The following is a 12,771-nucleotide window of genomic DNA, read 5'->3' on the forward strand; positions in this document are numbered from 1 at the left end:
GTTAGTAATGATTACTGAGATCGATCGTGAAGTTGACTACAAGTATTTTCCCGGAAAATCAGTGCCAAGACTTAACTTTTTGCGAGATCCTCGTGCAACAAATGCGACAGTGGCTCGATAGCATTGCAGTGGGAAAGCCACCAGTAACTCAGTGGTGTGCTAACTTATACTCGCACGGTGTTCTTGTCAGAGATATATCTAGTTATTGGGACACTATTTTTTCCACGTACTGCCTATGTGCAAGCTTAATCCTGTCCATGAGGAATTAATGGGGTTACGCTTTCGCTCGCTCTGGTTGTTGGGCGGGGTCAGCCATAACAGATACAAGTTTCCGACAACAGTAGTGAGCAACCCAAAATTTTAGATATTAGTTCCCGCCCCCAGATGTATCTGTGGAGTAAATCTAAAATCTAAAATCTACTGAGGTATGCGCCGAAGATGTAACCCTGTACTACTGATTGAGGGGTGTCATACCTCGATCGCCCCTTGATATCAATTATTTATGGGGTATGTCGCTCTGGTAGTTGCGAGAGCCATAATTTAAGCCATAATTGTTGATAATATCAATGGATGCCTCTCGATAGGAGTGGGTATCCATCGTGGCGCTTAAGCCAAAAATAACATCAAACGGTAGCAGCAAAAACAATAACTATAAAAATAATTTAATAATCTACGTGGGCTCAGGGAAGTGAATATGTTTAACGCAACTGAACTGCTGATTAAGGCTTTTGTCAATCGCCTGATTGAAGGCTACCGCCACACTTATGGCGGGTTTAAATCTGACTATGGTGAGATTATTGCTTGGGTGGCGAGTATGGCTTTAGAAAATATTGCTAATAGCGATGCTCTTTACCATAATGTCGAACACACTATTTTAGTGACCTTGGTGGGACAAGCAATTCTGGGGGGGAAGCACATCCGCGAAGGGGGTGTTTCCTGCGAAGATTGGCTGCACTTCCACATTGCTTTGCTATGTCACGATATCGGGTATGTTAAAGGTGTTTGCAGGCAAGATAGAACAGATTTGGGACTGTATGCGACGGGAATAGGCGACCTGAAATTAACGCTGCCTCCGGGGGCCACGGATGCTAGTTTGATGCTTTATCATGTCGATCGCGGAAAAATGTTTATTGACGAGCGTTTTGGCGGTCACAAACTGATTGACGCTGAGCTGGTTAAGCATAATATTGAGCTGACTCGTTTCCCAGTTCCTACAGATGAAGATTATCAAGATACTGTAAATTATCCGGGTTTAGTTCGGGCTGCTGATTTAATTGGTCAATTGAGCGATCCGCGATATTTGCAAAAGATTGCGGCGCTGTTTTACGAGTTTGAGGAGACTGGGCAAAATCGGGTTTTGGGCTATCAGAATCCGGGGGAGTTGCGGGATGGTTATCCGAAGTTTTATTGGAATGTGGTTCATCGGTATGTGAAGGATGCGATCGGCTATTTGGAACTGACGCAGCAGGGAAAACAAGTTGTTGCTAATCTGAGCGCGAATGTTTTTCGGGTGGAGCATTCTCAGGTTCCAAAGTCGGCGGTGGCTGTAGTTAGCTAGGGTTGGGGTGGATGTCGGGCGATATTCAGCAATCCTGTTGATATTGAAGCGCTAAATCTTCGATGAGTTCCACCATTGCGCGAACCATAGGCATTTTAGTGAGAATTTCGATCCAATACCACTGTCCGTTAGGATTGAGTTCGATAAAATAGAGCGTGTCGTCCTCATCGCGAATGATATCGAATGCACCAAAATTCAAACCAAATTCGTCAAGCATTTGATGAAGTTTGTTGAGATAGTCGATCGGCAAATTGTCGGGAACGTGAACGAGTTTATCCGGTTCGGTGACGCGCCAATCTAAAGTCACATCTGAATCGTTGATATGTTTGGCATCAATGCGACAGACAAAATCATGCTTGCCGATTAATGTAACGCGATATTCTGCCTTCTTTTGAATGCGTTTTTGAATAAAAACAGGCGCTAATCGAATGCTCTCTCGAAATGCTTCAAGTGTTTCTACATCAATGGGGCGAGTATAGCAAGCATACTGCTTTTCATCATGTAGGAATCCAGAGTAGCGCATCGGTTTGACAATGCACTTACCCTGTTGTGTCACAAAGTTGCAAGCAGCATCGTAGGAATTGGTTACGAGTGTTGGAGGGATAGTAATTCCCAGTTTTTGAGCAATTGGAATCTGATTGATGCGATGGGAAGGCAATCTAATTTTGTAGTAGTTATTGACCCACCTCGCTTTGGGATATAAGCCAGACAGAGAGTACATTAAAGATTCTGTTTCTTCTTGACAATACTTGATTGCCCAAGCATCATCAACTTCTGGAAACACTTGATAATCTTCTGGTTTTCGCCACCAAATCACGCCAACATCTTGAACTTCTCTCAAAGAGTCTTCAAAAGACAAAAAACTTTGACTGGGATTGCCCGAAGCTTGCCACGAGTAAGCATATTTGCTTTTTTTTATAAAACTTTCTGAATTCAATCGAATTGCTCGAATATTTGATTTTTGCAATTCGTTGATAACGACATCTGCATGAATGTCTGTCTCGGAAGTCACGATTAAAAGGTCTGTCATACTATTTTATATTTTAGATTTGAGATTTGAGATGAAAAATTACGGATTCTGTATGGGTTTGGATCTTATAGGGGATTGCATTATTTTTGGAAACGGGTATCACAACCAAACCAATTGAAATAAAATTGACAGTGAAAGACCTGTCATGCAAAAATTCATGCAGGTCTTTCAAGAAATCAGATGGCAAGCAAAAGACGACCTTAGCCAGAGCAAATTCTAGTCGTCCTCTTGCTGGTCATCATCATTCTCGTCAAACTGCCTAACAGTGGAGCCACTGCGATTACACCAGGAGCCACTCATGGAGGTGATGTTGGAGGTCTGCGTGGTGGGATCGTAGCTAAAAGTCTCCTCGGCGGTGATGCCGTACTTGGGCAAGATGCTCAGGTGCATCATCAAAGGATTTGCTTTTTTGTCTAGAGCGAGTTGGGTAGTCGTCATAAGTTAGTCTTTTTGAGCGATTGTTTTACTTTCACAATGCTACAGCTTGCCAATTAATTTGTATAGTCGAAAAAGGTCGGATAAAGTCGTATAATATAAAAAGTTTTGATAAAGCTTTAATCGTTTTTGTATTCAAGGCGAAAATAGTCGGATCTAGACGGTTTTAGTTCGATCGCTCGGATATTGTGAGGAGGCGCGGGTGAACGTTAAGGAAGCACTGGCTTTTGCAGATGAAGTGGTCTTTGCGAAAACTGGCAAGCATTTAGATGATATGCAAGTTGGTGTGATTGAGGGCGTTTTGAAGCGGCAAAAGTATGGCGATATTGCCCAAGCGCTGAATTGTACTGAGGGTTATGCTAAAGATGTGGGCTACGAGCTATGGGAGTTGTTCTCTGATGCTTTTGGAGAAGAGGTTAATAAGTTAAATTTGCGATCGGCACTGATTCGGAAGTCCAGGATTAGCAATGTTACTGGAAGCGTCATTAGTGGCAATCATGTTGCTCGTGGTCATTTAATCGGAGCGCTGAATGTCTGCACATCGCAGGAAGAGTAGCCTGAGTTTTTGCGGGGAAAGCAGCGGGCGAAAATGGAGGCGATTAAACGCTTGCAAGCCGTCGGTTTGAGCGACGAGCAGATCGCGCAATGCTTGGATATGACGCTAGAAGAGATTCGACAAGTCGATTTGACAGAATAAGAATGTTTTGCTCCTGATTACCAGATAGATTGAATCGTTAAAAAGCTCAGAAAACGAAAAATCACCATGAGATTCATTAACCCCAAAACCGATTTTGCCTTCAAAAAAATATTCGGTTCCAATCAAAGCAAACCAATCTTAATCAGCTTTCTCAATGCCATGATTTATGATGGCAACCCCACCATCGCCGACCTAGAAATCATCGACCCGTATTTAGCATCAAGAGTACAGTATCTCAAAGACTCTTACCTGGATGTCAAAGCCAGACTTGCAGGAGGCGAAACTGTAATTATCGAGATGCAAGTTTTAAATGTAGAATCTTTTGCGAAACGGGTGGTTTACAATGCTGCGAAAACTTACTCAACTCAACTAATTCGCGGTGAAGGTTACTTTAAGTTAAAACCTGTAATTGCTTTGACAATTACCGATTTTGAAATGTTAGACAATGACCGAGAAGTAATTTCTCACTTTGTGTTCAAGGAGAAAAAGCGTTTATTTGATTATGTCGATCCTGAGATAGAACTGATATTTATCGAGTTACCCAAATTTAACAAACAATTGGATGAATTAGAAACTTTGACTGATAAGTGGGTTTATTTTATGAAAAATGCTCCCAGTTTGGAAGTGATACCGCAAACAATGCAAACAGTGTCGGAAATACAGCAAGCTTTTGCTATTGCTAATGAAACTAACTTGAATCCAGAAGAGTTGGCAGATTTAGAAGCACGCGAAAGGTATATTCTGGATCAGCAGGGAATCTTGCGAAAGGGAATTGAAGAAGGAATTCAGCAAGGAATTCAGCAAGGAATGAGAGAAAAAGCTCTGGAAATTGCTAGGCAACTTCTCAATGTACTTGACAATCAAACAATCAGTCAAACTACTGGTTTGAGCGTTGAAGATATCCAAAACTTGCGGGAGGAATAGAAAGGAAGGGAAAAAGTACGATAGCACAATTACTCTACCTTTTATCCCTACTAGGATCGGCCTGGTAGCACAGGTTTTTGAGTCTCTGCCTCTTTGACTGAGAATGAAGCCAAATATTAACTCTCATCCACTTAATGTTCAAGGATGAGTCTGCCCTCTCTCTAAAGGAAGATTTCATTAAACCAGTAAATTCCGTATGATGCTGTAAAAGTCAGTCAGATGGGAAAGCTATCTCCGACTCTAGCTCCGAATAACTGACCAATCTTACAATAAAAAAAAATACATCTCATGACATCAGTCACTCCCAATCAAACTTCTTCTCAATACGAAGTTAGCGAACCAGAAGAAAAAATTGAGTCTCTGGTAGAAGAAGTTAAGCCAGAAAGCGAAATCGATTTAGAGTTCCTCTACACCAGAGACATTGAATTCCGACAAGAAACAATTTATTTTATTGTAGTCGATCGCTTTTACGACGGCGATCCCGCAAATAACGAAGGCCCTAACCCAGAACTTTACGATCCAGAAGGCAAAGATTGGGGCAGATATTGGGGCGGCGATTTGCAGGGAGTTATCGACAAACTCGATTACTTAAAAGATATGGGAGTTAGCGCAGTTTGGCTGACTCCACTGTTCGAGCAAGTTGAAGCATTATTTGTCGAACAAGCTGCAATTCACGGCTACTGGACTAAAGATTTCAAGCGACTAAATCCCCGCTTCATTGCCACAGGCGACAATCCTTCTATCAACCAAACACAAGAAACTAAAGATACCGTATTTGACAAATTAGTATACGAGTTGCACCAGCGAAACATGAAACTCGTGCTCGATATTGTCTGCAATCACAGCAACCCAGATTTTAGCGGTAAAAAAGGGGAACTCTACGACGACGGCGTAAAAATAGCTGACTTTAACGACGATGAAGATGACTGGTATCACCACTACGGCGAAGTCACAAACTGGGAAGACGAATGGCAAGTCCAAAACTGCGAACTGTCGGGTTTAGCAACTTTCAACGAAAACAATATTGCCTACCGCAATTACATTAAATCAGCAATTAAACAATGGCTAGACAGAGGTGTTGATGCTTTGCGGGTTGATACAGTCAAGCATATGCCTATTTGGTTTTGGCAGGAATTTAATGCTGACATTTTAACACACAGACCTGATGTTTTCATTTTTGGCGAATGGATTTACAGCGACCCTAGAAACGATCGTTCTGTGGAATTTGCCAACGAGTCGGGGATGACTATTTTAGATTTTGGTCTGTGCGTGGCAATTCGAGAAGTATTGGGGAAGGGTGCGGGCGCGGGATTTAAGTTAGTCCAAGATGTCCTGAATTTGGATCACCGCTACTACGGGGCGACGGAGTTAATTACTTTTATTGACAACCACGATATGCCGAGGTTTCAGTCGTTGAATCCCGATCCAGAAATGCTGCATTTGGCGATATGTTTAATTATGACGACTCGCGGTATTCCCTGCATTTATTACGGCACTGAACAGTATCTGCACGATGATACAGATGGGGGGAATGACCCTTACAACCGCCCGATGATGGAAAAGTGGGATAATGATGCGCCGATTTACCGAGATGTGCGTTTGCTGTCGGGATTGCGACGGCTGAATCCAGCTATTTCGATGGGGAGTCAGTGGCAAAAGTATCTAACTCCTGATGTTTATTGTTACGTGCGCCGCTATCGCGATTCTGTGGTGTTTGTAGCGATGAATCGTGGCAATTCTGTGACACTTAAAGAGGTGGATACTGAGTTGCCTGATGGAGAGCATACGGAGGTTTTATCGCGCCGCAAGTTTGAAGTTAAAGACGGGATGCTGTATAATTTAGAGTTGGGTTCGCGGGAAGTAATGATTTTTAGTCGCGTCGGAGAACGAGTTAAGGCGAAAACTATTGTGCGGGCGCAGCTTAACAGCGTTAGAACTCAGCCTGGGGAAAGAATTGTGGTGATTGGAGATTGCCCTGAGTTGGGGAATTGGGATATTAGTAAGGGCTACCCCTTGGAGTATATCAATACTAATACTTGGTTTGGGGAAATTCCTTTTAATGAAAGTGCGGGGAAGTTGATTTCTTATAAGTATGCGCTGCTACGGGAAGGACTGTCGCCGCTGCGAGAAAACCTGGTTTGTCGCCGCTGGGTTTTAGTTTCGGAAGGGACTGTGAAATGGCGGGATAAGTGGGCGAGTGGACGCGAGTCGTGATTTTTAATCAACAGGCTTTCCGGCTTGTTTTACCAGTTTTTAATCAACAGGCTCTCCGGTCTGTTCCACAACCAAGTTTCTGTTTTGTGGAACGGGCCGGAGATCCCGTTGCTGATATTACGAGTTTAAAGCGATCGCAGCTTCTGGGCTAAAACATCGACATAAGGTTCGCTGCTGTGCTGGTTCACAACCATTTCGTACCCCCGCTGCGCTTGAGATTCAGCTTCTTGAGGATTTGAAAGCAAATGGACGATCGCCTCGCGCAAACCTGCTGCATCTCCCACATCTACCACTTTGGCAATATCCGGGGTGGCTAAATAATCGACCATACCTTGAGTCCGAGTAATGACGACCGGCCGCTTGCAGGCCATTGCTTCTAGCAAACCCTGCACTCCAGCAGCATATTTATTTTCCGCCAAACAAACTGCAATTACGTCTGCATCGCGATAAAGCTGCACTAAATCCGGCCATTCGTAGAACTTGCGGGACATATTTTCTGGCATAGTATCGGGGAAAGCTTGCGATAAAGCTTTGGCATCTTTAGAAAAACCGCTAATTTTTACGTCAACATCTAAGTCAGCAGTTGCTGCTGCTAGGAGTCGGTAGTCGCGCTTTTCTAACCCGACGCTAACAATCGTTTGTCGCTTTTTATCGCCAGAAACGGGGCCGGGTGTGAAAAACTTAGTGTCTGTCTGGTCTAGATGCACTAAAATCCGGGATTCAGGTAAAGCTAAATAACTGCGGAGGAAGTCAGTTTGAGGGCTGGCGCAAGCCATGAACACGTCAATTTTGTCAGCCAAACCAAATAGTTTCAGGGCGACGCGGCCGCGCAGCCGATCGATATTGTGGAAATGTACAACAATTTTCGGGCGATCGGGCTTAGCCCCGCAAACCGCCGCCACTGGAATGCCAATGTCCTCGCCGTTACAAAATATCACGTCGTCGCTGCTGACTTGCTCGGACAATTTGCGCGCGGCGGCCCAATGTTCGGGTTTAGAAGAAATTTTCGATCGCAGCTTGTCGCTCAACGAGATCGCTTCGCCATCCGGGGCGTGAACGGTGGCATTTAAGCTCTCTCTGAGGGCCCGCAGGACGTGGCGAGGACATTTGCCTAGTTGTGCATCGCGGTCAATTCCATCTAGGTCTATTTTGCGACCTAATGCCAAATGGTATTTCAAAGTATTCTCCTTATATTTATTCTGGTGCTGGCACAAATTATCTAACCTCTGAAGATTCTATCCTCTGCTGTTGAAAGTGCTGGTACGATCGATCGGTCGATTTTAGATTTTAGATTTTAGATTTTAGATTTTAGAAAAATCTGGGGGGTTCTCCCTCATGTGTAAATTTTTTTGATTTCCATCAATCTCACATCTTGCACCATTCTCAAGAACGGGCTCTGGGGCCCGTTCTACAAAAGATAAATTTCTTGTGGAACAGGCCGGAAAGCCTGTTTGTAAAAGGATTATTGACAATGGTGCAGCACATCAGATCGATCCTGTCTGGGGCTTGTATCGCAACCGCGCTGACGGTTAGGAAACCGGGTTTATCGACACCCGCGCCCAAATCCTGTACGAATCAAAAACAGTGACCAAGAATTTCTAGATGGTACCGCCACGTGATTTATCTCGCGCAAATCAATCCAAAATCTAAAATCTCAAATCCTTGCGTCCCCCGAATTGATCTCGCGCAAGTCAATCCAAAATCTAAAATCTAAAATCTAAAATCGAATGACACGCGCCGATCGATTCCAAGGACTTAAGCTTTTATGCTGAAGTTAGCTAAAGAATTTATGTTTAACCTCATGTATATTTCTCCAGAGCAAGACCAAAAAATTCGCTACACCCTGCGCGAGTGCGGTCAAGAAGCTTACAAGCTAGCAGCCGAACCTTTTGAAGTTTCCGAGAAAGGGCCCAACGACTACGTGACGAGTATCGATCAATACCTAGACCGACAACTATCGGCAGCATTTAGCGCTTTGTTTCCTGAAGACGGCAGGATCACCGAGGAAAACGTCGCCTCCAGAACAGCTTACTGCGCCAATTACCAGCGCCTCTGGTGCATCGATCCCCTCGACGGGACTGAAGAATTTATTCGGGGAAAACTGCACTACGCTTCCATGGTGGGGCTGCTGCTGGAAGGGAACCCGGTGGCCGGCTGGCTCTACGCCCCGGCTTTTGACCAAATGTATTTTGGCGGCAAAGATTGGGGATTGTTCCAAAGTGTCGGAACCGAAGCGCCACAGCCGATCGCCCTATGCAAACCCCCGGCTCCGACAGCGGAAAATTGTAAAATTATTCTCGGAGACAAAGACCAGAAAAACTACGCCCTGGCGATCGCCCAAAGCATCCCCGGCGCAGAATTTTACTCGCTGGGCAGCTTTGGCTTAAAAGTTATGGAAGTTATCTTCGGTCGAGCTGGTTTGTACCTGTATCTCAACGGCAGAGTTAAAGTGTGGGATACCGCCGGCCCTTTGGCTTTAGCAAAAGCAGCCGGATTGGTTTGTTGCGACTTGCAAGGTCAACCGCTGAGGTGGAGTAAAGATGCGATCGAGCCGGAAACTCTGGCCCACAGGCAGTCAATCGCGATCGGCTGGCCGGAATACATAGAACCTCTGTTGGGTAAAGTTCAAAAGGCAGTGGCAGGCTTGTAAACCCGTTTAAGATTAAAGAATCTGCCAATTTTACGTGAACCGGGCCTGTCCACCCTTATGATCAATTAAAGGAGCAACGGATTGTTTGTGTTCCCAAACATCGATCTTTCCCTAGCTGTTGGGTGTCGCCTAATCATATTTTCCACCTCCGCGAGTTTGCGTCAGGAACCTCAGCCCCGACGGCGTGAGGCTTGGAAGAGTAATCTGACAAGCCATTCTGACGGGCCTTGCGTCTTAACTGACTACGTTTTTTGAGTCACGACACTCCTTGAATGCGAAGCCAGTTTTGGGCTCTGTCGCTGAAGGTTAAACAGCCCTAATGTCACTGGGGCAGTGCTTTGGGCCCAACAAGCTCACTAAACCAAGGCGCAGGCTAACATCACCCCGAAAGGGAGGCTCGAAAGAGCAAAACACTATGCGTACAGGGCTGGGAAGTTTGAGGCGGTAATTGTCCCGCTGAAAGTGCAACACAAAAGCACACTCCCGCCAACCAGTCCCAAGGCGGTAGTAATCAAAAAAAGACAATATAAAGCCGTCCTAGAAGGACGGAGTTTCTACCCATTTTTTTGATGAAGACAGAAGCTTTCAGTGAGCTATTCCCTCTATTTAAGGGTGCTAACCCAGAAACCTTGGGAGGGCTGCTATCAAATGCCGTCAAGCATGAGTATCCCCCGGGCCGAGCTGTGGTGATGGAGGATTCTTGGGGCAACGCGATTTACTTTGTCGTGTCTGGCTGGGTAAAAGTCCGCCGCTTGTCAAACGATCGAGCTGTATCAATGGCTATTTTAGGACGGGGTGCCTTCTTCGGCGAAATGGCCATTCTGGACGAATCTCCCCGATCGAATGACGTACTTGCTCTATCGCCCGTGCGACTTCTCAGCGTCACAGCTCAGCGATTTATCCAAACCCTGTTTAAAGACCCGCAATTGCACCACCGGATGCTGCAACTGATGGTGCGGCGACTCCGCCAAACCAATCTCCGCTATCAACTCCGAAACCGCCAGCCTGCGGTTAAACTAGCAAATACTTTAGTCGAGCTGGCAGAAAACTACGGTCAGAAAACTGCTGAGGGCAAAGATATCTTCAATATTCCTTATGAAGACTTAGCTGATGTCACAGATATCACCCTAGATGAAACCAGCAAAATTATGGAAAAACTCGATAGTAAAGGTTGGATCAAAATCGATCCAGACCACCAAACTATCCATTTGCTCAACCTCAAGCACTTGATTAATTTGGCAAGTCAATGACTGATGTTACTTCTTTGGATACCTCGTCCGCTGCCGGCAACCGTGAGGGGCAACTAACAGCACCGACAATTCAATATTCGGTGGCGATGCCCAATCCTGAATCCCATCTCTTTGAAGTAACTTTGCGCGTGCAAGGTTGGTCGGAGTCGGTTCTGGATTTAAAAATGCCTGTCTGGACTCCCGGTTCTTACTTGGTTCGAGAGTACGCCCGCCACCTGCAAGATTTTAGCTCGCTATCGGGCGATCGAGCTTTACCTTGGCGCAAGCTCAGCAAAAATCACTGGCAAATCGAGACCGATTCGGTGTCAGATATCACGGTTCGCTACCGCATTTTTGCCAACGAACTGACAGTGCGAACCAATCATTTAGACTCGACTCACGGTTATTTCAATCCGGCGGCTTTGTGCTTTTTCTTGCCCGGTTTTGAGAGCAACTGCTACACCGTAACCGTTGTGCCGCCGCAGCCGGAATGGCGCACCGTTACTACTTTGCCGCCTGTTTCTGGCCAAAATCTTACTTTCGCTGCTGCGGATTTTGATACCCTTGTCGATAGTCCTTTTGAGATTGGCTGTCACGAAGTGTACGAGTTTGAAGTGATGGGAAAACCCCACCAGCTAGTTGTTTGGGGGAAAGGCAATTTAGAACCCGATCGCACGATTCGAGACATCCAAAAAGTGATCGAAGTTGAGGCAAAAATGTTCGGCGGTTTGCCTTACGAACGCTATGTGTTTTTCCTACATTTGTCCGGCTCTGGTTTTGGCGGTTTGGAACACAAGGAGAGTTGCACTCTCAACTATCCGCGTTTTGGTTTTCGGGCTAAGGAAAAGTATGAACGCTTTATTCAGTTGGTAGCTCACGAGTTTTTTCACCTGTGGAATGTCAAGCGCATTCGACCGAAAGCTCTCGAAGTATTTGACTACGAAAAAGAGAATTATACTCCTTCTTTATGGTTCTCTGAAGGCACTACAAGTTATTACGATTTGGTGATTCCTTTTCGCTCAGGTCTCTACAGCGTGAAAGGTTTTTTCCAAGGTATGGCTAAGGAAATTACTCGCTTGCAGACGACTCCGGGGCGGAGTGTACAGCCTGTGAGCGAGTCGAGCTGGGATGCTTGGATTAAACTTTATCGCCGGGATTCTAACAGCGACAACTCGCAGATTTCCTATTATTTGAAAGGGGAAGTTGTTTCGTTTTTGCTCGATTTGTTGATTCGCGCCAAACACGGCAATGAGCGATCGCTCGACGACGTGATGCGTTTGATGTGGCAGAAGTTTGGCAATGCTAATTCTGCCCAAAACGGCGATTTTGACCTGAAGTCGGAAACAGACGGCAAATCGGCGCATTTAACCTCAAACGGACACTTAAATTCTCCTTCGCTACCCGCAGAAATAGGCTTTACTCCAGAACAGTTGCAAAGTGCGATCGAGTCCGTCGCCGGCATCGATTTGAGCGACTTTTTCGCGCGCTATATAGACGGCACAGAAGAGTTGCCTTACAACAAATATCTGGAACCTTTCGGGCTGGAACTCACCGCAACTGAAACTAGCGAAATACCTCGCATCGGTTGGACGTTGGGAACGGAAAACGGGCGGGAAATGGTTAAATTTGTCGAAGTAGGATCTCCGGCACAATTGGCCGGAATTGATGCTGGGGACGAGTTGCTGGCGATCGAAGGTTTTCGTGTAAATTCTGAACAAGCGGGCGAGAGACTAAAAGATTTCAAGCCTGGGGATATCGTCTCGGTGACAGTTTTTCACCAAGACGAACTGCGGACTTGTCCTGTTACTCTCGCCCCGCCGCGCCCGATGCGTTACTCGATCGTGCCGGTGGAACAGCCCACTGCTATTCAGAAACAAAACTTTACTGGATGGCTGGGAGTTCCTTTATCGAAATTGTGACCTAACAGAAGGTGAACGGGAAAGAAAAGACCAGAAGAAATCAAGCTCAATTCCCAATTCCCAATTCCGCTAGCATCCTCCTGGTAAAATTGAATCACCCGTCAATACTCAACTA

Annotated in this window: 11 protein-coding genes; 8 read left to right on the forward strand and 3 right to left on the reverse strand. The window is 45.5% G+C overall.

Annotated elements, in window-relative coordinates:
- The first annotated feature begins 205 nt into the window (after positions 1–205).
- The gene (locus QUB51_RS30405) at positions 206–364 is read left to right on the forward strand and encodes a Mo-dependent nitrogenase C-terminal domain-containing protein (protein WP_445243025.1); all 159 of its coding nucleotides are present in this window, start codon (positions 206–208) and stop codon (positions 362–364) included.
- A gap of 330 nt (positions 365–694) precedes the next feature.
- Positions 695–1,558: an Npun_R2479 family HD domain-containing metalloprotein gene (locus QUB51_RS13245; RefSeq protein ID WP_333209448.1), complete on the forward strand. Its 864-nt coding sequence runs from the start codon at positions 695–697 to the stop codon at positions 1,556–1,558.
- Between the two features lie 25 nt (positions 1,559–1,583).
- On the opposite strand, the gene QUB51_RS13250 is transcribed toward QUB51_RS13245, so the two are convergent.
- Positions 1,584–2,588, reverse strand: coding sequence for an MvdC/MvdD family ATP grasp protein (locus tag QUB51_RS13250; RefSeq protein ID WP_333054025.1), 1,005 nt, complete (start codon positions 2,586–2,588; stop codon positions 1,584–1,586).
- Positions 2,589–2,804: 216 nt separating this feature from the next.
- Positions 2,805–3,026 carry a hypothetical protein gene (locus QUB51_RS13255; protein WP_333054024.1) on the reverse strand — a complete coding sequence of 74 codons (222 nt, stop codon included), beginning with the start codon at positions 3,024–3,026 and terminating at the stop codon, positions 2,805–2,807.
- A 199-nt stretch (positions 3,027–3,225) separates the two neighbouring features.
- Here QUB51_RS13255 and QUB51_RS13260 point away from each other — a divergent pair, with 199 nt between their 5' ends.
- The 3 genes from QUB51_RS13260 (at position 3,226) to QUB51_RS13270 (ending at position 6,858) form a co-directional block, all read left to right on the forward strand.
- Positions 3,226–3,579, forward strand: coding sequence for a hypothetical protein (locus QUB51_RS13260; RefSeq protein WP_333209446.1), 354 nt, complete (start codon positions 3,226–3,228; stop codon positions 3,577–3,579).
- A 207-nt stretch (positions 3,580–3,786) separates the two neighbouring features.
- Positions 3,787–4,644 carry an Rpn family recombination-promoting nuclease/putative transposase gene (locus QUB51_RS13265; RefSeq protein WP_333209444.1) on the forward strand — a complete coding sequence of 286 codons (858 nt, stop codon included), beginning with the start codon at positions 3,787–3,789 and terminating at the stop codon, positions 4,642–4,644.
- Positions 4,645–4,932: 288 nt separating this feature from the next.
- A complete protein-coding gene (locus QUB51_RS13270; protein WP_333209442.1) occupies positions 4,933–6,858 on the forward strand; it encodes an alpha-amylase family glycosyl hydrolase in 1,926 nt (641 codons plus the stop codon).
- Between the two features lie 125 nt (positions 6,859–6,983).
- Here the strand turns inward: QUB51_RS13270 and QUB51_RS13275 are convergent, their stop codons facing one another.
- Positions 6,984–8,036, reverse strand: coding sequence for a glycosyltransferase family 4 protein (locus QUB51_RS13275; protein WP_333231966.1), 1,053 nt, complete (start codon positions 8,034–8,036; stop codon positions 6,984–6,986).
- Positions 8,037–8,623: 587 nt separating this feature from the next.
- Between QUB51_RS13275 and QUB51_RS13280 the strand changes: the two genes are divergently transcribed.
- From QUB51_RS13280 to QUB51_RS13290, 3 genes are all read left to right on the forward strand, one after another.
- Complete coding sequence (locus QUB51_RS13280) at positions 8,624–9,508, forward strand: inositol monophosphatase family protein (protein ID WP_333261952.1); 885 nt, start codon at positions 8,624–8,626, stop codon at positions 9,506–9,508.
- A 569-nt stretch (positions 9,509–10,077) separates the two neighbouring features.
- Entirely contained in the window at positions 10,078–10,758 is a 681-nt protein-coding gene (locus QUB51_RS13285; protein ID WP_333054019.1) for a Crp/Fnr family transcriptional regulator, read from the forward strand.
- A complete protein-coding gene (locus tag QUB51_RS13290) occupies positions 10,755–12,656 on the forward strand; it encodes a M61 family metallopeptidase (protein ID WP_333054018.1) in 1,902 nt (633 codons plus the stop codon). The genes QUB51_RS13285 and QUB51_RS13290 overlap by 4 nt, the downstream gene beginning before the upstream one ends.
- Positions 12,657–12,771: the final 115 nt, after the last annotated feature.

This window comes from Microcoleus sp. AT8-A3, from assembly GCF_036705675.1.
Taxonomy (GTDB): Bacteria; Cyanobacteriota; Cyanobacteriia; order Cyanobacteriales; family Microcoleaceae; genus Microcoleus.

Bases quoted from the DNA above. Each gene is read 5' to 3' on its own strand.
- QUB51_RS13290 (WP_333054018.1), top strand. From the start codon at position 10,755: ATGACTGATGTTACTTCTTTGGATACCTCGTCCGCTGCCGGCAACCGT.
- QUB51_RS13285 (WP_333054019.1), top strand. From the start codon at position 10,078: ATGAAGACAGAAGCTTTCAGTGAGCTATTCCCTCTATTTAAGGGTGCT.
- QUB51_RS13255 (WP_333054024.1), bottom strand. From the start codon at position 3,026: ATGACGACTACCCAACTCGCTCTAGACAAAAAAGCAAATCCTTTGATG.
- QUB51_RS13250 (WP_333054025.1), bottom strand. From the start codon at position 2,588: ATGACAGACCTTTTAATCGTGACTTCCGAGACAGACATTCATGCAGAT.
- QUB51_RS13265 (WP_333209444.1), top strand. From the start codon at position 3,787: ATGAGATTCATTAACCCCAAAACCGATTTTGCCTTCAAAAAAATATTC.
- QUB51_RS13270 (WP_333209442.1), top strand. From the start codon at position 4,933: ATGACATCAGTCACTCCCAATCAAACTTCTTCTCAATACGAAGTTAGC.
- QUB51_RS13245 (WP_333209448.1), top strand. From the start codon at position 695: ATGTTTAACGCAACTGAACTGCTGATTAAGGCTTTTGTCAATCGCCTG.
- QUB51_RS13280 (WP_333261952.1), top strand. From the start codon at position 8,624: ATGCTGAAGTTAGCTAAAGAATTTATGTTTAACCTCATGTATATTTCT.